Origin of the sequence: Bacillus arachidis (genome assembly GCF_030285945.1) — a bacterium.
GTDB classification, from domain to species: Bacteria; Bacillota; Bacilli; order Bacillales; family Bacillaceae_G; genus Bacillus_A; species Bacillus_A arachidis.
Genome location: NZ_CP127376.1, coordinates 3623048 through 3642798 on the forward strand (window position 1 = coordinate 3623048; position 19751 = coordinate 3642798).

Consider the following 19751-nt stretch of genomic DNA (forward strand, 5'->3'; position numbering starts at 1 on the left):
CTAAAGAAAAAAGCAGCTCTAAAGAGCCGCTTCTTATTTTACTTCTACTGTTTCCTCTTTATGTTCGTGAAGTTCACCTTTTTTCACATGAACTTTCACTTTATAAGCACCATTTTCTTTAAATGTATGTTTACTTACATACTCACCTTTATCCCCTTCTTTTGCGGGAATAAACTCATGCTTTTCAACGCCATCTTTCCAAATTTCAAGCTGTACTTCAGCTCCAGTTAACGCTTCTTCTTTTTGCTTCAAATGAACTTTCATTGTTGATTCATTATTTGCTTTTACATCGCCAGCCATAAGATGAATCATCGTATCACTCTTGTGACCACCGTGCCCTGCTTCATGGCCACCATTTTCTTTCTTCGCATCTTCAACTTTTGCATTTCCTACAGCTATTTTCACTTCTGGCATAACATGCATTTCACGTGCATTTGTATGTGCAATAACATGATACACACCATCAGATGGGAATGTTTTTTCTACTGCATAAACACCTTTTCCTTTATGTTTACCGTTTAGCATTTCATGCTTCTCTTCGCCATCTTTCCAAATTTCGAACTTCACATCGTCAGCATCCGTTACTTTTTCTTTTCCTTGTGTAACAAGTGCCTGCACTTCTGTTTTTTCATTTGGTTTAATTTCTTTCGGATTTGTTTGAACCGCTACTTTCACTTCTTCAATTTTGTCTTTTTTCGTTGATTCTTCTTTCTTTGTATTACAACCAGCTAATGCTAGCATCGCGATAAATAAAGTAATTACAAGTTTTTTCATTTTGATTTCCTCCTTTATACTTTATTTAGTATAGAGGATATACCAGTTCATATTCCAGCCTTCTGCTGAAAACAATGTACGAAATGTTTGTGAAGTTTTTGTGAATTCCTCACATCTACTTACTTTTTATTCTCAAAACGCTTTATTCGTTTACTAATTAGCTCTGGCAATATACATTCATTTTGATTTTCCCACATATAAGTCGTGGCTATAAAGAACAAAAGGTTACCGCTACTTATTTTCTCTCTTCGTTTTCACCTGGCATAGGACAGGAAAAAGATCTGACCGCTTCTATGCATGGCCTGATTCTCTCCCACCTAAAACACTTTTCTCAATTTGTACTTATATAAATAAAAAATATAAAGAGCATAATACTTATGCTCTCGGATGAAACTGTTTATATACATCTTTTAATCTAGTTTTTGAAACATGCGTATAGATTTGCGTTGTTGAAATATCTGCATGTCCAAGCATTTCTTGTACAGCACGCAAATCCGCTCCATTCTCTAATAAATGAGTCGCAAAAGAATGTCTTAATGTATGCGGCGTAAGCTCTTTTTCTATATTGGCCTCTTTTGCTAAGCGCTTTAAAATCTTCCAAAAACCTTGACGTGACAATCGATTACCATGATGGTTCAAAAATAGTGCATCGACTGCTTTCTTCCCCATTAATTCTTTTCTTCCCTTTTCAATATAACGTTGAATTGCTTCCGTAGCCAAACTTCCTAATGGGATGATCCGCTCTTTATTCCCTTTTCCAATGCAGCGAACAAACCCCATTGTCAAATGAACATCCTCTAAATTTAGTGCTATCAATTCAGAGACGCGGAGTCCTGTTGCATACAATAACTCTAGCATAGCCTTATCCCGAATACCGAACGCACTTGTCGCTTTGGGCATTTGAAGTAATGCCTCTACCTCGCTCACTGACAATACTTTCGGTAATTTCCTCTCACCTTGAGGTGTTTCAATATGTACAGATGGATCGTGTTCTACCACTCTTTCACGAAGTAGAAATTGATGAAATGAACGAATAGAGGCAATGTGGCGTGCCAAAGTTTTTGATGATTTTCCGTTCTCTTTTAAATACTGCAAAAAATTCACAATGTGTATCCTTGTCACTTCATGAAATGTTTTTATTTGTTCGACATTTTGTAAATACTTCACATAGCTTTTTAAATCACGTTCATAGGATACAACTGTATTTTTTGCTAAACCTTTTTCAACAATCATATAATGAATAAAATCTTTTAATTGATCTTCCAATCTACACTACTCCCCATTTTCATAGAAAAAAATTATTCTATTTACAAAAGCATCTTTTGCCGGTTCCTCATTCCCTAATACTTTTTCTACTGTCTCCTCTTTTGGTTTTTCGTAACGATGATAACTTTCATATTCTTCATTTACCCATAGTATAGCGAAATAAAACAAAATCGTACAACCTGTAAATAATAAAAATACCTTCATCCCATCAAAAGTTAATTGTAAAGCTCGGCGCATGGTAAACTCCTCCAAAATATATGTTATTACAACATATGCCAAGCTTTCTGCGATTTATACCTAAATTCAAATAAAAAACCTCTTCCTAGATAAATAGGAAAAGGTTATTTTTCATCCGTTTCATTTTCTTGACAATTTTTACAAATCCCATGGAAAGTTAAACGATGGTCTTTTACCTTGAAGCTCCAGTCTCGTTCTACTTTTTTCTCCACTTCACCAAGTAAATCCTCTTGAATTTCTTGTACAGCACCACATTGCGTGCAAATCAAATGATGATGGAAACGCTGTGCACCTTCTTGGCGTAAGTCATAGCGTGAAACACCGTCTCCGAAGTTAATTTTATCAACAACTTTTAACTCAGATAATAACTCTAAAGTTCGATAGACGGTTGCTAATCCGATCTCTGGCGACTTTTCTTTTACAAGGAGGTAAACATCTTCTGCACTTAAATGATCTTCTTCATTTTCCAGCAGCACACGAACTGTTGCTTCACGTTGTGGTGTTAATTTATAGCTCGCTGCATGCAATTGCTTCTTAATTCGTTCAATTCTCTCTTCCATTCGGTACTACTCCCTCCTCGCCACTCTTACACCATTATATCAGAAGAAGGACTTCTGTCAAAAGAAAAACAATGAAAATAACTTGATAATCATTCTCATGTAGTAATTATTTTTTATTGATAACTTCCACGACTTCTTTCATTAACACTGGTGACGCATATGCTTCAATGCTAGAAGCAATTGCTAATACTATGCCAATAACAAGAAAGAAGCAAGTATAGCGGATTAATAACGGTAGTAGTGGCTCGGTAATTTTTCGAATAAATTGATGCCTAATCATACGTAAAGAAAAACTTGCAGCAATTGTCGTCATGACAAGAAACGCTGGAATGATAATTAAATTTTGTGGCAACACAGATACAAATGCTAATAACAATCCATTCCATCCATGCTGACTAACTAAAAACCCTACTGTAAACCCAACAACTACCCCTTTTAAAAATAATAAAATAAAAATTAGTGGCAATCCAATAATTGAAATTCCTAACAACCAAATAAATCCAATATATTTTAATTGTGAAAAGAAACTTTCTCGAAACATGTCGCTCGCAATTGCAAATTCTCCTTTGGAAACTTGTCCAAAAAATCGATTCAAATAAAAAGATAGATCTTGTTTTTGATTGACCTCTAGGCTATTTACAAGAACGGCTCCAAACACCACACCCATCAATAACAAAACAGAATTAAATATATATAGCGAAGAATTCTCTTGTATATGAGAAATTACACGATCTTGCCAAGTTTTTCGTAACATTTTTCTTCCCTCCGTTCACACTCTTACTAAAATGTATGAAAGAAAGAAAAAAGTATGACGAATTAACATTGAAATTCCGCTCTACTTTGCTAAACTTAAAAGTAGAGAATAGGAGGGATTTTACTTGAAACCATTATTATTAGATTTTCCAACATTATTTCAAACTGAGCGCCTGCAAGTACGCAAACCATTTCCAGGAGATGGAACAGAAGTATATGAAGCAATTCAAGCTTCTTTAGAAGACTTACAGCCTTGGATATCCATTACATCTGAAACAGAAGAAAGTGCTGAGGAAACAGTCCGAGAAGCTCACGGACAATTTTTACTTCGTGAAACATTAGCTTTTCATTTATATGATAAAACCAATGGTACATTTATCGGCGCCCTTACCCTTCACCCAGAAAACTGGGATATTCCAAAGTTTTCAATTCGTTTCTGGCTACATAGCGCTTATACAAAACAAGGATATATGACAGAAGCGGTGAAAGGTGCTGTCCAGTTTGCTTTTGATAAGCTTGATGCTAGACGACTTGAAATTCGCTGCGATGCTACAAATGTAAATGCATGTACTTTAGCAGAACGTCTTGAATTCATTTTAGAAGGCACACTCGAAAATGACTTTCTTGCTCCAGACGGCAGCTTACGTGACACACGCGTTTACGCCAAAATTAATTAAAACACTCGCCTAAGGCGAGTGTTTATTTTTGTAATTGTAAGTATTGCACAGCGAACATCGTCTTCGCATCATGAATACGCTGATTTTTCATAAGTTCAATGGCTTCTTCTAGTGAAACTTCCATTAACTCTACAAATTCATCTTCATCTAAGGCCGCTTTATTTTCTTTTTTCTTTAATCCTGTCGCTTTATACACATATAAAATTTCATCAGCAAAACCTGGTGATGTGTAAAAAGATGTGATGAATTCCATTTCATCACATACATAACCCGTTTCTTCTTCTAATTCACGAATTGCTGTGATCTCTGGCTTTTCCCCAGGCTCTAATTTTCCCGCAGGAATTTCAACAATCTCTTTTTCAAGAGCTTTACGGTACTGCTCAACAAGTACAAGCTTCTCTTCATCTGTAACAGCGATAATTGCAACGGCACCAGGATGATTTACAATCTCACGTTTACTCATTTCTCCATTTGGCAATACTACATCATCAACACGAACTTTAATAACTTTCCCATCAAAAATTGGCTCAGTTGCAACTGTTCTCTCTGCAAGATTACTCACAATATTTCATCTCCCTATTCTATTTCCTAATCGTTCTTCATACATTTTACCACACTGAAAGGAGCGTGATAAAAATGAAAGTATATATTTTACCGAATCGTATCACATTGGTCGGGAAAGCTTGGCAAATTCGTAATAAACTAAAACAATATGGAAAAGAGTACACAACTGTACAAGACTGGATTAACGCAAGCAAAAAGTAAACGTTTGTCAACCTTCTTCTGCTTTCGTACAATATAAGATAAGGGGGTTGAGCGATGAAAAAACGACAATTAGGAAACTCAGATTTATATATTACCGAAATAGGACTCGGTTGCATGTCTCTTGGCACCGATGAATACGAAGCAATCCGCATCATCCATGAAGCAATAGATTTAGGAATTAATTTTTTTGATACGGCAGACTTATACAATTATGGATTAAATGAAGAATTTGTTGGGAAAGCCCTTAAGGGAAAACGCGATCAAATTGTTCTTACAACGAAAGTAGGAAATCGCTGGACAGATGGCAAAAATGGTTGGTCTTGGGATCCTTCTAAAGCTTATATAAAAGCAGAGGTAAAAGAAAGTTTACGCCGCCTGCAAACGGATTATATTGATTTATATCAACTTCACGGCGGAACAATAGAGGATCCTATCGATGAAACAATCGAAGCGTTTGAAGATTTAAAACAAGAAGGTGTGATTCGTCATTACGGTATCTCTTCTATCCGTCCAAATGTTATTCACGAATATGCAAAACGGTCTAACATTGTTAGCGTATTAATGGAGTACAGTCTATTAAATCGCCGACCAGAAGAATGGTTTTCGTTCTTACAAGATAATCAAATTAGCGTGATTGCCCGCGGGCCACTCGCAAAAGGTTTATTAACTGACATCAATGAAAGAAAGATAGAAAAAGTGAAAGAAAAAGATTATCTTTCTTATTCTTATAATGAGTTAACAGAAGCTTTAGCTACTGCTAAAGCGATTACAAAAGAGCGTTCATTAACCGAAACAGCTCTTCAGTATTGCTTATATGATCCAGCTGTTGCAGCTGTTATTCCAGGTGCTAGCTCTATTCAGCAATTGCGAGAAAATGTACAAGCCACCAAACAATCTCCATTAACAACTGAAGAATACAAACAAATTCAAGCAACTACTAAATATGATACATACACATCACACCGTTAAAAAAACGCTACCGAAAATGGTAGCGTTTTTTTACAATGTATCATATTTATCAGGGTTTGTACCTACATGTAAATTACGATCCAGCGTATCAATCTGCTTGATTTCTTGTTCTGTTAATGAAAAATCAAAAATCGTAAAGTTCTCTTGAATACGAGATGGTGTAACAGATTTAGGAATTGTTACGATACCACTTTGAATATCCCAGCGTAAAATAATTTGAGCAGGTGTTTTTTCATATTTTTTAGCAATCTCTTGAATAATTGGATGCTGAAAGACTTCGCCACCTCTCATTAACGGACTCCACGCTTCCATTTGAATCTGTTCATTTTGACAAAAATCACGTAATTCAAACTGCGCGAGCATCGGGTGAAGTTCTACTTGGTTCACCATCGGCTTCACATTACAATTTGGCAAAAGCTGCTCTAAATGATGTTGGTGAAAATTCGAAACGCCTATTGCACGCACTTTTCCCTCTTCATATAATTTCTCAAGAGCCCGATATGTATCTATGTATTTTCCTCTTATTGGCCAGTGAATTAAATATAAATCTACATAATCCATTTGTAATTTCTTTAAACTTTTATCAAATGCTTGAAGCGTCGTTTCATAACCTTGATCGTCATTCCATACTTTTGTCGTAATAAACAATTCTTCACGGGCAATCCCCGATTCACGAACCGCTTCTCCGACACCGCTTTCATTTTCATATACAGTCGCTGTATCAATAGAGCGATATCCAACTTCTAAAGCTGCTTTTACTGCTTGTTTTACTTCTTCTCCCTCTTTTGCTTTATATACCCCTAAACCAAGCATCGGCATTTTCACACCATTACGAAGTGTCGTTGTTGGAATATACATGATTGTTGCTCCTCCTTCTTCTCTCCTACGAATGATATAGAGAGGTGCCATAAAATTTTTGTAACCATCACCTTATTTGAACAAGATTTATAGCAAAAGTCAAAAAACACATTCAGTTAACATAATATTTTTATAAAAATAACACGTTCTTACTTGCTCACGTTACTTTCTAACCACTCTTTTGCTTTCACATCAATATTACGTACAAAATCAGTCTTTCCTTCTGTATATTGATCTCCATCATATGTGAATTTTTCTGCTAAGTCATTTTTTAATGCCGCATAAGCTTCTGCTTCTTCACAATGTGCCATCATATAATCACGAAATGCTAAATGACGTGTGATTTCTGGATTTCCTGTTTCAAATACATGTAAATGATACGACCGTTTTTCTTCCGTTCCATGGATAAAAAAACGCCGACCGGAAATACCATTTTCACCTTTTACAATGTAACCGAGTTTTTCAAAGCGCTCTTTCCAATTGTCTACTCTCTCAATATCTTCTACCTCCATAATCATATCAACAATCGGCTTTGCTGCGAGCCCTGGTACTGATGTACTACCAATATGATGTACCTTCACAGGTTCTGGCATTGCTATTTTTAGCCTCTTCGCTTCTATTTGAAACTTCTCACTCCAATGATTTTCATAAGGAACGACTACAATCTTTCTCATCCCAATTCCCCTTTTCTTATCAAATCGTTAAAAAAATCATCAGGATAATACCGCTGATGATTTTTTATATTATTTAAAGTCTTTCCAAGTGAGGTTACTTTCACTTAATAGTTCTTCAAACGATTTATTCTTTTCTCGTTCCTTTTGCTCTTTACGTTTTCTTTCTTGTTCTTCTATTTCTTTTTGCTCAGCTCTTACTTGTAATTCTTTCTTCTTACTTTTCAATTGATTCATTAGTGATGCATTCAATTGATCACCAATGGTAATAGAATCTTTCTCTGTCTGATGATTCATTTGTGTTTGTCTTTGCTTCTTTTTCTTCATACTATTCACCTTTTACTTTTTTCTCCATTATAGGGGAAATGACTCCCTCTCCACAATAAAAAAGCCCATTCTCTTTCGATTCCCCTACTATTTTTATCTCGTAAAGATGTAAAGGGAAAAATAAAGTTCTATTAATTTTTATAATAAAAAGAAATTTTGTAGCATTAATCCTCTTAATCTATTAAAATTATGTCGTATGATGTCAGATTATAAAAAAAAAGGGAGAGAAATTTCATGTGGAAAAAAGTCATTCCTGCTGCTCTAGTATTAAGTACGATTACCTTCTCAAGTGTATTCGCTGCACCACCGTCTCAGACACCAGCAGAACAAAACCGCTACATAGACGTACAAATGCTTGGTATTAACGACTTTCATGGACAATTAGACACTGTAAAGAAAATTAACAACAAAGAGGCAGGGGGCGCCGAGTACTTAGCTGCTTATTTACGTGATCGTGAAAAGCAAAATCCAAATACATTAATGGTTCATGCTGGTGATGTCGTCGGAGCAAGTCCTCCAGTTTCAGCACTACTACAAGACGAACCAACAATTGAATTTTTAAATGATTTAGGATTTGATGTTGGAACGATTGGAAACCATGAATTTGATGAAGGAATAGACGAAATGCATCGTCTTATTTATGGTGGATACCATGAAAAAACAGGGAATTTCAAAGGAGCAAAATTCCCGTACGTTGCTGCCAACTTCTACAACAAATCAACTGGTCGCTTATTTCTACCACCATTTACTGTGAAAATGGTACAAGGAGTTCCTGTCGGCTTTATCGGTGTTGTAACAACAGATGTTCCTAACGTTGTTATGCCTACTATGCTAAAAAATGTACAAATTACAGATGAAGTTGAAGCAATTAACACATCTGTAAAACAGCTGAAAAGACTAGGTGTTAAATCTATCGTTGTTCTTGCACATAATGGAGGTACAACGGATAATAACGGCGTAACAAATGGCGATATCGTTCGCTTAGCAAATGAGACTGACCCAGAAGTCGATGTGATTTTCGGCGGTCATAGTCATACTTATGTAAATGGAACCGTTAACAACAAGCTTGTCGTACAAGCAAATTCTTATGGAATGGCCTTTGCCGACGTAGATGTAAAGATTGATCGTAAAACAAAAGATATTGTTGGGAAAAAAGCAGAAGTTGTTACAACCTACCATGAAGGAATAAAACCTGATCAACAAGTGAAAAAGAAAATGGATCAGTATCAAGAAAAAATTGCTCCTCTTGTAAATCAGGTTGTTGGAAAATCTACCGCTCCAATGGATCGTAAACAAAATGACGCGGGTGAATCCACTCTTGGAAATTTAATTGCTGATGTTCAGCGCGAGACCATGAATACTCAAATTGCCCTTATGAATCCTGGTGGTATTCGCAATGATCTAGATGCTGGCGATATTACATGGGGAGAATTATATGGCATTCAACCATTTGGGAATCAATTGATAAAAGTTAATTTAACTGGTCAAGACATTCGAGATATTTTAAATCAACAATGGCAAAAAGACATAACAAGAATGCTTCAAATTTCAGGTATTCAGTACACTTGGGATGCGAATAAGCCAAATGGTGAAAAAGTTACAAATATCCACTTAACAAACGGAGAAGAGTTAGTTGCCTCTAAAACTTACAGCGTCGTTGCAAATGCCTTTCTAGCTTCAGGCGGTGATGGATTTGTATCCTTTAAAAATGGAAAAGATGCTGAAACAGGACCAACTGATTTCGAAGCGTTAGTGAATTATGTAAAACAAGCAAACGAACCAATTCAACCTATTATTGATGGAAGAATTCAAAAACTGAACTAGTTTTTTCTATACGAAAATACGTTAATACTAAAAAGAGCTCCACTATATTCTCACTTAAAACCCCCATGTTCATTTAGAATACGGGGGTTTTTCATACATAACCTAAAATCTATTCTAAAGGATATGCACCCAGTATCTTCATTCCCCGTAAAATATATAAGAATAAACTGGGAGGGGAAAAAATGTATTCCTATTCAAATAATTACAATTTTATATACAGACAAAACGAAAAATTAATTGTTGACATCGAAAAAGCCATCAATGGAGAGTACAGCGCAATAAATTGTTATGCTAAATTAGCTAATTTGGCTTCACAAAATACTGAGCGAAATCAAATTCTTGAAATCCGCCAAGATGAAATAAAACATTTTCAACAATTTGTACAGATTTACATCAGCTTAACGGGTAGGCAACCTCAACCAAAAATCATTGAAGAGTGTCCAAATTTTTATGAAGAGGGATTAGAATTCGCGCTACAAGACGAACAACGAACTGTTGACTTCTACTTAAAAATTGCAGATGATACTACAAATCAATTCATTAAAGAAGCATTTCGTAGAGCAGCAGCAGATGAACAAAATCATGCCGTTTGGTTCTTGTATTATTTTTTTAAAACTAAAAAATAATACTACAAAGGATACATGTTTTTGCATTGAACATAGTATCCTTCCCTTCATTTATCTTGATACAATTCATCAGCTTCTTTATACTTTCGTAAAAATTCTATCAACGCTTCTTCTACAATTTTAGATTTATGAACTCCTGTCGCATCAGCTATAACGTCTAATTTCTCTAAAATCTCCGTACATATAGAAAAAGTGCGTTTTTTCTTCTCATTACTTGTGATTATTTTGGGGAGAATAAGTTCCTCGCGTTTTCGCAATAATTCATAAATATTTTGCAATTGTTCATAAATCAAAACTTGATAATCTGTTTTTACATATTGAAGTGCAGTTGCTTCTTGAAGATATAAATGGCGGGGCTCTTCTCCCTCTCCAATAAATATTCGTTTCTTCTGTTCACCATCATATTCATATCCAAGTATCCTTAACTTTTTCGACAATGCATAGGGGCTCATATCGAGGCGTTTCGCAACTATGGCAAGTGGTTCACGTTTGTTCAAACAATCTATAATTTCTCCAATCGTCACTTCCTTCCTCCTCTCCCTAAGCGTTCATAGTTGAAATATAGCCTATATGTTATGATACAATAACTTTTTAACAGTATATGCAAGATAGTACACCCGTGCGATACATACTCTTAGAGAAAAGGAGATTTTTTTATATGCTTTTTCGTAGCCACACTCCTAAGTTTTACAATGAAAGAAAGAGTCCAATTCCAAATAGCGTCGCTACGATAGAAAGCGTTACGATTAACAATCGCAAACAATCTCTACTTATTCGTGGTCAAGATATAAATCAGCCTATTTTATTATGCTGTCACGGTGGCCCTGGCATGGCACAAATTGGATTTATTCGCCATTTTCAAAAAGACTTAGAAAAGCACTTTATTGTTGTCAATTGGGATCAGCGCGGAGCAGGGAAAACTTTTTCTTGGCGAGATATTAAAACACCATTCACAATTGAACAATTTATTTTAGATGCACTTGAAATAATAAAATACCTTCTTGCTCGCTTCAATAAACCGAAACTATTTCTTGCTGGACATTCTTGGGGAAGTATTATCGGCCTACAAATTGCAAGTCAATATCCAGACCATATTGAAGCCTATATTGGCATTGGTCAGATTGTACATATGAAACAAAACGAAGAATTACTCTATCAACACTTAATTCATTCTGCAAAAAAACATGGGCACGAGCGGGCATTGACTTCACTTTCAAAACTTGGAAAACCTCCTTTTCTAGATATGCGGCGCTTGATTATTCAAAGAAAATGGCTTGGTACATTTGGAGGATCCGTGCAAAATGGGACTTCATTTTCCTTCATTCGAAAAGGGCTATTCTCTTCAGAATATACATGGTTAGATTGGATAAAATTTCTCGCTGGAAATATGAAATCTGGGACGTTATGGGAAGAAATGCTCACAATAGATTTCTTTTCTACAATTTCAAAGCTTTCTGTACCTATTTATTTCTGTTCTGGTCGTTTCGACTATCAAACGCCTTATGCACTCGTTCAACAATATTGCGACATGATTCAAGCACCCATCAAAAAAATGATTTGGTTCCCAAACTCTGCTCATTCACCAAATTTAGAAGAACCTGAACTTTTTGCAAGATCTTTATGTTCTATCAAACAAGAGCTATCTTTTCCACACCAGTAATCGGTATACTTTTTACATTTCACAAAAAACAATTTATAATTACATGTCGCAACTTTACTCTGTTAGTACCTATACCTACCTAAGATAAGTTGCAGAAACAGAAAAAGATCAGGGAGATTACATTTATTATGAATGCTGTACTCGTCGCTGTTGCAGTGATGTTGCTGCTTAGTTTATTACGTGTCCAGGTCATTGTCGCTATTATCGTCGGTGCTTTAACAGGTGGACTAATTGGTGGTCTTGGAATTTCAGAAACAATCAATACTTTTACCATAGGTCTTGGAAACAGTGCTCCAATCGCTTTAAGTTATGCCATGCTCGGAGGATTTGCTATTTCTCTTTCCAAAACAGGTCTTCCCGATGCTATGATCCATACTGCACTGAACTTAATCAGCAACGAAAAAGACACGAAAAAACAAACATATTCAAAAATGCTCATTTTATTTATCATTTTAGCAATGGCTTGTTTTTCACAAAATATTATTCCGGTCCATATTGCTTTTATCCCCATTTTAATTCCAGCACTCTTAAAAGTCTTAAATGAATTAGAAGTGGACCGTCGGCTTGTTGCATGTCTTATTACATTCGGATTAATCACTCCTTACATGTGGATCCCAACTGGATTTGGAAAAATCTATCACGATGTATTACAAACAAATGCACAGCAAAGCGGTCTTACATTTGATGTAGCACTCATTCCAAAAGCCATGACCATTCCGGCAATAGGAATGATTATTGGTCTATGTATCGCTGTTTTTATTTCATATCGTAAACCGCGAACTTATCATACTGAAACCATTCATACTCCATCTGATGAAATTGTACCTTATACGAAAAGAAGCATTTCTTTTGGGTTATTGTCTATTGTCGCAACACTATGTGTACAACTAGCAACAGAATCAATGATTTTTGGTGCATTAGCAGGTATCATAGTATTATCCATTAGTGGCAGTCTTCCTTTAAAAGAAGCTGATGCCATTTTAACTAGTGGTATGCGAATGATGTCATTTATCGGTTTTGTTATGATTTCTGCAGCAGGATTCGGAGCAGTTCTTCGAAAAACAGGACATGTTGAATCGCTTGTTCAAACAAGTGCTGATTTAATTGGGAACAGTAAGCCACTTGCTGCCTTCCTTATGCTTATTATCGGTCTGCTTGTTACAATGGGAATCGGTTCTTCCTTTTCTACCATTCCGATTTTAACAACTATCTTCGTTCCGCTATGTATCCAACTTGGCTTTAGCCCGATGGCCACCATTGCTATTATCGGTACAGCTGGCGCATTAGGTGATGCTGGTTCTCCAGCATCGGATAGTACGTTAGGACCTACCTCAGGTTTAAATGCTGATGGCACGCATCATCATATATGGGATACATGTGTCCCTACTTTTCTTCACTACAATATCCCGTTACTTATATTCGGTTTTATTGCTGCAGTCACATTATAAAAAAAGGTGCGTTTTACTTGGACGCACCTTTTACTTTGTCGATTCTCGTTCAATTAATAGAAACTCTTCTTCCTGCACTTCCTCATGTTTTACTTGTTTCTTCTTTATTTTTCCTACTAAGCTTTGAACAGCTAGTACTCCTTGTTTTTCAAAAGACCTTCCAATCGTTGTCAAAGATGGCATAACCCATTCACCTTGTAAACTTCCTTTAAAACCAACAACTTGCAAACGCTCAGGTATATGAATACCAAGATAGCTTGCTGCACGGACGACTGCAATTGCAACAGCATCACTAGAAGCCACAATACCATCAATATATGGATACTTTCGTAACAATTCAATAATTTGTTTTTCTTCAGGTCCCTCTATTCTTTCTTTTCGATAAGCAAGACCCTCTTCCCAAACTGCATCTAAAAATCCAGATACATGTTCTTCCATTGTCTCATCTTCTATCTCTTCTCCCATATAAGCAAGAAAATGACAACCTTTTTCTTTTAACAAAACAACTGCCTTTCTAGCACTTTCGTAATATGTAGAAAGCTCTCCTGCTTCATCAAGTATGACAAACGGAATGGAAATATTATTCAGCCGTTTGAATATGTCGTTCGTCATAATAACACCAGCAATATTATTTTGCATTAGTATATCTATATAATCACTCTTATTTTCTATGTTACAAATAACAATTTGATATCCCTCTTTATATGCAGCCTCTTCTACTGAACGAAGCAATGTTATATATGATGGATTTTCTAAATTTGATACTAATATAGCAATCATTGTCGAAGATTTTTTAAATAATGCCTTCGCTACAGCATTAGGTTTATACTGTAACTCTTCAATTGCTTGTTTTACTTGTTTAACTGTATCCTCATGGACATACCCTTTTTCGTTAATTACTCGTGAAACGGTTGCGACTGAAACACCGGCCGATTTTGCAACATCACGTATGGTTGCCACATCTTCACCCCTTAATATGGTAATAGCTTACAATTCAAACCTAAAACAAAGTAGGACATTCGTCAATATTATTATTCTATATTTCTGAAAATTGTTACACGAACACTTCTTACTCCTTACATTTTCCATCTTCAACATATGTAAAGAGTGATTTTATATATTCATTTTTTCTAGTTGAATTTCATGTGAAATCGCAATATTGTCATAACCAATGAGAGGAATTTCTCGCTTTATCTTCCTCGCCTCCTTAACCGCATCTACATATAAGTTAGTCATGATAAAATCACGTTTCTGATAGAAACGAAGTGCATTCGTGTTATCGTTTGTCGTAATAAGCCACACCTTTTTACAACATTGTTTTTTGGCAATATCAATTACATACTCTACAAGTTTCGTTCCAGTTCCCTTTTTCTCCTTAAAGCTATCTAATGAAACAATCTCACAATCATTTCCTCTTATTTCATATGTGATAATTCCTATTATTCTGTTATCTTCAATTGCAATAAAACCAGGTAATTGGTCTAACTGATGTGCTCTTCCACGTGAAACCATCAGCGTGCTTCCCCAATTTTCACGCATAAATAGCGCAATTGTTCCTCTCATTTCTTCTGTAATTTTTTGTATTTGAATCATGGTTCACTCTCTCCCCTTTTTACATCATTATGATACAATATAAGAGTATCATATGTAGAGGTATGTGGAGGATGAGGTATGAAACGTTTTTTTACAGCATTGCTAACCTTAATGGGAGCCTTAATTGGTATCGGTATTTTCTTTACGAATAAAGTAATGTACTTAAAGAAAAAAACAGAAGAAGAAATTTTAGAGCGTGAAACAAAAAAACATTTTCGCTTAGAGGATTTTAATGCCATTCCAAAAGAAGAGGTTCGTATTCCATCTCAATTTAAATATGAAATTCACGGCTATTACATTTCTGCAGGCAATTCTAATAAGTTTATGATTTTTTGTCACGGTGTAACCGTAAATAAAATAAACTCTGTCAAATATGCAAATTTATTTTTAAACAGAGGATATAACGTATTTATTTATGATCACCGTCGCCATGGTAAAACCGGTGGTAAAACGACAAGTTATGGCTATTACGAAAAACATGATTTAAAGACGGTAGTTGATTGGCTAAAAGACCGTTTTGGAACAAATATTATACTGGGCATTCATGGAGAATCGATGGGGGCTGCGACACTCCTTCAATATGCAGGAATGGTGGAAGATGGTGCTGATTTTTATATTGCAGATTGTCCATTCTCTGACTTTTATGGCCAGCTACAACATCGCTTAAAAGTCGAATTCCATTTACCGAAATGGCCGCTACTACCATTAGCAAATGCCTTTTTAAAAGTACGGGACGGTTATACAATACGAGAAGTTTCTCCAATCGATTGTGTAAAAAACATAAATAATCCAGTTCTTTTTATTCACAGTAAAGACGATGACTATATTTTATGTGATATGACAAAAGCACTTTATGAAGCGAAAGAAAATAATAAACAGCTCTTTATTGCAGAACACGGTGCACACGCTTGCTCTTATAATGAGAACCGGCAAGAGTATGAAGCTGCAGTGGATCAATTCTTAAAAACATATGTGAAAGAAACAAAAAACAGGCTTGCATAAGCCTGTTTTTTGTCACTTTATTGCCCTAACACATCTGTAACTTGTTCCATATTTTCAGAGATCCATTTTACCGCTTCTTCGAGCGTTTGAAATTCTGTCGTTTGAAATGTTACTTCATCTTGAAGTAGCCACACATCTTTAGGCTCTTGTCCCGCACCTGCAATCGACCAATGAAGTAAGCTATATGGATGATTATCATTTAAAAACGATGCCCACGTGCGCTCATTTGCAATATTTTGTAATGTACGTAATTGTTTATTCATGTTTCGTCACCTTACTGTATTTCAGTTATAAACGTTATTATAACATTCTCTTCCACTACATACAAAGTACAGTTTTCTATTGTCAAGTACTTCCTGTAATTATATGATGAACGTAAGCGTTTGGGAGGGAGGGATAACGTTGGCAAAAGTTCAAATTAAAGTGAATGATAATGGTTCATTTCGCATTACAGGGGATGTGGAATTAATCGACTCACAAGGGAATGCTTTCCCTGCAAAGCCTGCATTTTCTTTATGTCGCTGCGGCTTATCAAAAAATATGCCTTATTGTGATGCTTCACATAAAGGAAAATTTGAGTCTGTCGTTCGAGCACCAAAGGAATAATAATACGAGAAGCATGCAAAATGATTTGCGCATGCTTCTTATAAATATCCTATATAAAAACCTAGAAACGCACAAAAAATGCCTATTATATAACTCATTACTAAATATAATAACGCCTTTTGTCCCTCACGTTTATGTATTAATTGAACCAATTCAAACTTAAATGTTGAAAAGGTCGTAAATGCCCCCATAAACCCTGTTCCGCATAATAATAACCATGTATTACTCACATCAGCCCCATACAACAGACCCAGCAAGAATGATCCAACTATATTTACAAATAATGTTCCATACGGGAATACATTCCCGTATTTTTTTTTCATTACATTACTAATAGAGAATCTAGCAACAGCTCCGCAAAAGCCACCGATTCCTATAAGTAAAATATTCATAGCGCTCCTTCTTTCTTCATGCTTTTTTCATATAGTGTATTCCCAAGATAAAATCCAAATAAAGACAAAAGCAATCCTCCAACTATACTTGTACCTACATAATAAAATGCCATAAAAAATGCTTCATGTTGCATTAATTTTAATGTCTCCATGCTAAATGTTGAAAAAGTAGTAAAAGATCCAAGCATTCCTGTTCCAACGCTACTCATTATCGTTTGTGAAACATGTTTCATACGAAATAAATACATCGTTAAAAATGCTAATAAAAAACTACCAATCATATTCGCTATCCATGTTGCCAGCGGAAAAGAATCGACTGAAGGAGTATCAATCCATTGTCCTAATCCATACCGAGCTAAAGCCCCAATAACACCACCGATTCCTACTGCAATATATTTCATATCCTCACCTCATTTATGTATGCACTGAAATCTTTCTCATGCTAGTATAACAAACTTTATCCCCCCTTTCATTTTCATACAATTCTTCACATTCAAATATTTTTTACTATCCTTTTTTCTTTTTTGTGCTATAATGTGAGCAAACAGCATCCTTCGGGGTCGGGTGAAATTCCCAACCGGCGGTGATGAAGTGCACACTTCTAAGTCCGTGACCCGTTTTCACTCTTGGAAACGGTGGATCTAGTGAAATTCTAGGGCCGACAGTATAGTCTGGATGGGAGAAGGATATGTTTTCTAGTTCTTATATAGCGAATACACTTTTATTTTGGCGTACACATGTGTACTGATTCGTTTTGAATCACTGTATATGTTTTCTTTCATATACCTATTTTTCTATGCTGAAATAAAAAGATACGACTAGCGTATGAAAATTGATAGTTTGCTAGGTTTTTTTCTCATGCAAAAATATCAATCATCGTTAGGTTTCTTTCTTATACTTTCGTATTCGAGCTATACTTCTAGAAATCACGTCTCCCAAACCCCAAGGATATTAATCCTTGGGGTTTTTTGATTTTTCTTAGGAGAGGTGAAAAGAATGACAGACCAAGAATATATGAAGATCGCCTTACAGTTAGCACAAAGTACTGCAGGGCAAACAAGTCCAAATCCAATGGTCGGCGCTGTTGTTGTAAAAGATGGAAACATCGTTGGAATGGGAGCACATCTGCGCGCAGGTGAGGAACACGCTGAAGTTCATGCTCTTCGTACGGCTGGTGACAAAGCAAATGGATCCACTGTATATGTAACTTTAGAGCCGTGCAGTCATTTTGGAAAAACTCCGCCGTGCTGCGATCTACTCATTGAAAAAAAAGTGAAGCGTGTAGTAATTGCTACACTTGATTGCAATCCGCTCGTTTCAGGTAACGGTGCAAAACGTTTGCAAGCGGCAGGTATTTGTGTAACTACCGGTGTTCTTGAAGAAGAAGCCATCACATTAAATCGCTACTTTTTCCACTATATGAATACAAAACTACCGTTTGTAACAATAAAAACAGCAATGAGTTTAGATGGAAAAATAGCTACTACTACTGGAGAAAGCAGATGGATTACAGGTGAAATAGCTCGCGAAGATGTTCATCAATATCGTCATACGCACGATGCCATCCTTGTTGGGGTCAATACTGTTATAGCTGATAATCCATCTTTAACAACACGTCTTCCAAACGGAGGCAAGCATCCGATTCGAATTATTTTAGATACACATTTACGAACGCCGCGATCCTCTCATGTCATAACAGACGGGATAGCGCAGACATGGATTATTGTTGGAAAAGATGTAAAGAAAGAAAAAATAGCCACCTACGAATCTCAGGCAGTATCTGTACTTCAAATGCAGACGAACCAAATTGAAATACGTGATCTCCTCCTCCGTCTTGGTGAAAAACAAATTCTTTCACTCTTTGTTGAAGGTGGACAATCCGTGCATGCGAGCTTTTTAGAAGCAAAGTGTTTTAATGAAATTGTAACTTATATAAGCCCTAAATTAATTGGTGGAAAAGCCTCTCCAACTATGTTTGGTGGCACCGGATTTAACAAGCTACAAGATGCAATTTCTTTGCAAATTCAAGAGATGAAACAACTTGGTGATGATATAAAAATCGTCGCTACAGTGCGAAATGAGGTGCTTGCATGTTTACAGGAATTGTAGAAGAGCTTGGAACTGTTTCGAATATAAGTCAAAGCGGAGAAGCCATGAGGCTAACAATTACCGCAAATACAATCTTGTCAGATGTAAGATCAGGAGACAGTATCGCTGTAAATGGAATCTGTTTAACCGTCACTTCTTTTACAGCATCTTCGTTTACTGTTGATGCCATGCCGGAAACAATGCGAGCGACATCACTCCGTATGCTCGGTACCCGTTCTAAAGTGAATTTAGAACGAGCAATGGCTGCAAACGGGCGTTTTGGTGGCCATTTCGTCACAGGGCATATTGATGGAATTGGAACCATTGTAAGTAAAAAACAGCACTATAATGCGATATATTACAAAATTGAAATTCCAGATGATTTGCTCCGTTATTGTTTACACAAAGGATCGATAGCTGTTGATGGCACAAGCTTAACGATATTTGATATAGATGAATCTTCCATTACCATTTCGCTCATTCCGCATACAGTAAGTGCATCTATTATTGGGGAAAAAGCAGCTGGAGACATCGTAAATATTGAATGTGACATGATTGGAAAATATATTGAGCGTTTCATTTCAAAGCCCAAGAAACAGAGCAGTTCGGTTACAGAGAGCTTTTTACAAGAAAACGGATTTCTATAAGGAGGAAG

26 protein-coding genes and 1 riboswitch are annotated in these 19751 nt (G+C 36.0%); of the genes, 11 read left to right on the forward strand and 15 right to left on the reverse strand.

All coding sequences use genetic code 11. The annotated features are described in order from the left end of the window. Positions 1 to 33 precede the first annotated feature (33 nt). From QRY57_RS20220 to spoIIM, 5 genes are all read right to left on the reverse strand, one after another. Positions 34 to 774 carry a FixH family protein gene (locus tag QRY57_RS20220; protein WP_286015952.1) on the reverse strand — a complete coding sequence of 247 codons (741 nt, stop codon included), beginning with the start codon at positions 772 to 774 and terminating at the stop codon, positions 34 to 36. Between the two features lie 375 nt (positions 775 to 1149). Next, positions 1150 to 2040: a site-specific tyrosine recombinase XerD gene (gene xerD, locus QRY57_RS20225; protein ID WP_208016994.1), complete on the reverse strand. Its 891-nt coding sequence runs from the start codon at positions 2038 to 2040 to the stop codon at positions 1150 to 1152. A 6-nt stretch (positions 2041 to 2046) separates the two neighbouring features. Then, on the reverse strand, positions 2047 to 2277 hold the full coding sequence (locus QRY57_RS20230) for a YqzK family protein (protein ID WP_286015953.1): 231 nt from the start codon (positions 2275 to 2277) through the stop codon (positions 2047 to 2049). A gap of 104 nt (positions 2278 to 2381) precedes the next feature. Next, a complete protein-coding gene (fur, locus tag QRY57_RS20235; protein ID WP_000392653.1) occupies positions 2382 to 2837 on the reverse strand; it encodes a ferric iron uptake transcriptional regulator in 456 nt (151 codons plus the stop codon). Positions 2838 to 2943: 106 nt separating this feature from the next. Continuing rightward, on the reverse strand, positions 2944 to 3591 hold the full coding sequence (gene spoIIM / locus QRY57_RS20240; RefSeq protein ID WP_026590075.1) for a stage II sporulation protein M: 648 nt from the start codon (positions 3589 to 3591) through the stop codon (positions 2944 to 2946). 124 nt (positions 3592 to 3715) lie between these two features. On the opposite strand from spoIIM, the gene QRY57_RS20245 reads away from it, so the two are divergent. Continuing rightward, positions 3716 to 4267 (forward strand): GNAT family N-acetyltransferase, encoded by a 552-nt coding sequence (locus tag QRY57_RS20245; RefSeq protein ID WP_286015954.1) that lies wholly within the window; start codon positions 3716 to 3718, stop codon positions 4265 to 4267. Positions 4268 to 4289: 22 nt separating this feature from the next. Here QRY57_RS20245 and QRY57_RS20250 read toward each other — a convergent pair whose 3' ends face one another. Then, positions 4290 to 4829 carry an NUDIX hydrolase gene (locus tag QRY57_RS20250; protein ID WP_208016992.1) on the reverse strand — a complete coding sequence of 180 codons (540 nt, stop codon included), beginning with the start codon at positions 4827 to 4829 and terminating at the stop codon, positions 4290 to 4292. Positions 4830 to 4903: 74 nt separating this feature from the next. Between QRY57_RS20250 and mciZ the strand changes: the two genes are divergently transcribed. Together mciZ and QRY57_RS20260 are read left to right on the forward strand one after the other, a co-directional pair. Beyond that, positions 4904 to 5032, forward strand: coding sequence for a Z-ring formation inhibitor MciZ (mciZ, locus tag QRY57_RS20255; protein WP_026590072.1), 129 nt, complete (start codon positions 4904 to 4906; stop codon positions 5030 to 5032). A 54-nt stretch (positions 5033 to 5086) separates the two neighbouring features. Then, the gene (locus QRY57_RS20260; RefSeq protein ID WP_286015955.1) at positions 5087 to 6001 is read left to right on the forward strand and encodes an aldo/keto reductase; all 915 of its coding nucleotides are present in this window, start codon (positions 5087 to 5089) and stop codon (positions 5999 to 6001) included. A 30-nt stretch (positions 6002 to 6031) separates the two neighbouring features. Here the strand turns inward: QRY57_RS20260 and QRY57_RS20265 are convergent, their stop codons facing one another. The 3 genes from QRY57_RS20265 to QRY57_RS20275 form a co-directional block, all read right to left on the reverse strand. Next, positions 6032 to 6859: an aldo/keto reductase gene (locus QRY57_RS20265; protein ID WP_286015956.1), complete on the reverse strand. Its 828-nt coding sequence runs from the start codon at positions 6857 to 6859 to the stop codon at positions 6032 to 6034. A 149-nt stretch (positions 6860 to 7008) separates the two neighbouring features. Continuing rightward, positions 7009 to 7533, reverse strand: a complete 525-nt coding sequence (locus QRY57_RS20270) for a GrpB family protein (RefSeq protein ID WP_026590069.1) — start codon at positions 7531 to 7533, stop codon at positions 7009 to 7011. A 69-nt stretch (positions 7534 to 7602) separates the two neighbouring features. Next, positions 7603 to 7857 carry a YqkE family protein gene (locus QRY57_RS20275; protein ID WP_026590068.1) on the reverse strand — a complete coding sequence of 85 codons (255 nt, stop codon included), beginning with the start codon at positions 7855 to 7857 and terminating at the stop codon, positions 7603 to 7605. 234 nt (positions 7858 to 8091) lie between these two features. Between QRY57_RS20275 and QRY57_RS20280 the strand changes: the two genes are divergently transcribed. After that, positions 8092 to 9681, forward strand: coding sequence for a bifunctional metallophosphatase/5'-nucleotidase (locus tag QRY57_RS20280; RefSeq protein WP_286015957.1), 1590 nt, complete (start codon positions 8092 to 8094; stop codon positions 9679 to 9681). Positions 9682 to 9863: 182 nt separating this feature from the next. Further along, positions 9864 to 10307: a ferritin-like domain-containing protein gene (locus QRY57_RS20285; protein WP_090687379.1), complete on the forward strand. Its 444-nt coding sequence runs from the start codon at positions 9864 to 9866 to the stop codon at positions 10305 to 10307. 47 nt (positions 10308 to 10354) lie between these two features. Here QRY57_RS20285 and QRY57_RS20290 read toward each other — a convergent pair whose 3' ends face one another. Next, entirely contained in the window at positions 10355 to 10831 is a 477-nt protein-coding gene (locus QRY57_RS20290; RefSeq protein ID WP_026590065.1) for a ribbon-helix-helix domain-containing protein, read from the reverse strand. 134 nt (positions 10832 to 10965) lie between these two features. Between QRY57_RS20290 and QRY57_RS20295 the strand changes: the two genes are divergently transcribed. Together QRY57_RS20295 and QRY57_RS20300 are read left to right on the forward strand one after the other, a co-directional pair. Continuing rightward, entirely contained in the window at positions 10966 to 11967 is a 1002-nt protein-coding gene (locus QRY57_RS20295) for an alpha/beta fold hydrolase (protein ID WP_286015958.1), read from the forward strand. Between the two features lie 128 nt (positions 11968 to 12095). Beyond that, positions 12096 to 13415 (forward strand): Na+/H+ antiporter family protein, encoded by a 1320-nt coding sequence (locus QRY57_RS20300; RefSeq protein WP_286015959.1) that lies wholly within the window; start codon positions 12096 to 12098, stop codon positions 13413 to 13415. Positions 13416 to 13445: 30 nt separating this feature from the next. Here QRY57_RS20300 and QRY57_RS20305 read toward each other — a convergent pair whose 3' ends face one another. Together QRY57_RS20305 and QRY57_RS20310 are read right to left on the reverse strand one after the other, a co-directional pair. Beyond that, on the reverse strand, positions 13446 to 14375 hold the full coding sequence (locus QRY57_RS20305) for a LacI family DNA-binding transcriptional regulator (RefSeq protein ID WP_286015960.1): 930 nt from the start codon (positions 14373 to 14375) through the stop codon (positions 13446 to 13448). 153 nt (positions 14376 to 14528) lie between these two features. Further along, the gene (locus tag QRY57_RS20310) at positions 14529 to 15008 is read right to left on the reverse strand and encodes a GNAT family N-acetyltransferase (protein ID WP_286015961.1); all 480 of its coding nucleotides are present in this window, start codon (positions 15006 to 15008) and stop codon (positions 14529 to 14531) included. Between the two features lie 78 nt (positions 15009 to 15086). Here QRY57_RS20310 and QRY57_RS20315 point away from each other — a divergent pair, with 78 nt between their 5' ends. Next, complete coding sequence (locus tag QRY57_RS20315; protein ID WP_286015962.1) at positions 15087 to 16010, forward strand: alpha/beta hydrolase; 924 nt, start codon at positions 15087 to 15089, stop codon at positions 16008 to 16010. A 17-nt stretch (positions 16011 to 16027) separates the two neighbouring features. Here the strand turns inward: QRY57_RS20315 and QRY57_RS20320 are convergent, their stop codons facing one another. After that, the gene (locus QRY57_RS20320; RefSeq protein ID WP_026590059.1) at positions 16028 to 16273 is read right to left on the reverse strand and encodes a DUF2552 family protein; all 246 of its coding nucleotides are present in this window, start codon (positions 16271 to 16273) and stop codon (positions 16028 to 16030) included. A gap of 103 nt (positions 16274 to 16376) precedes the next feature. Between QRY57_RS20320 and QRY57_RS20325 the strand changes: the two genes are divergently transcribed. Further along, complete coding sequence (locus tag QRY57_RS20325; protein ID WP_139265454.1) at positions 16377 to 16616, forward strand: CDGSH iron-sulfur domain-containing protein; 240 nt, start codon at positions 16377 to 16379, stop codon at positions 16614 to 16616. A 38-nt stretch (positions 16617 to 16654) separates the two neighbouring features. Here QRY57_RS20325 and crcB (QRY57_RS20330) read toward each other — a convergent pair whose 3' ends face one another. Then, positions 16655 to 17008 (reverse strand): fluoride efflux transporter CrcB, encoded by a 354-nt coding sequence (crcB, locus tag QRY57_RS20330; protein ID WP_208019101.1) that lies wholly within the window; start codon positions 17006 to 17008, stop codon positions 16655 to 16657. Next, a complete protein-coding gene (gene crcB, locus QRY57_RS20335) occupies positions 17005 to 17409 on the reverse strand; it encodes a fluoride efflux transporter CrcB (RefSeq protein ID WP_286015963.1) in 405 nt (134 codons plus the stop codon). The genes crcB (QRY57_RS20330) and crcB (QRY57_RS20335) overlap by 4 nt, the downstream gene beginning before the upstream one ends. A 145-nt stretch (positions 17410 to 17554) precedes the next feature. Further along, positions 17555 to 17699, forward strand: a riboswitch (FMN riboswitch). 305 nt (positions 17700 to 18004) lie between these two features. Between crcB (QRY57_RS20335) and ribD the strand changes: the two genes are divergently transcribed. Together ribD and ribE are read left to right on the forward strand one after the other, a co-directional pair. After that, complete coding sequence (gene ribD / locus QRY57_RS20340) at positions 18005 to 19117, forward strand: bifunctional diaminohydroxyphosphoribosylaminopyrimidine deaminase/5-amino-6-(5-phosphoribosylamino)uracil reductase RibD (RefSeq protein WP_286015964.1); 1113 nt, start codon at positions 18005 to 18007, stop codon at positions 19115 to 19117. After that, complete coding sequence (ribE, locus tag QRY57_RS20345; RefSeq protein ID WP_026590054.1) at positions 19099 to 19743, forward strand: riboflavin synthase; 645 nt, start codon at positions 19099 to 19101, stop codon at positions 19741 to 19743. The genes ribD and ribE overlap by 19 nt, the downstream gene beginning before the upstream one ends. Positions 19744 to 19751 lie beyond the last annotated feature (8 nt).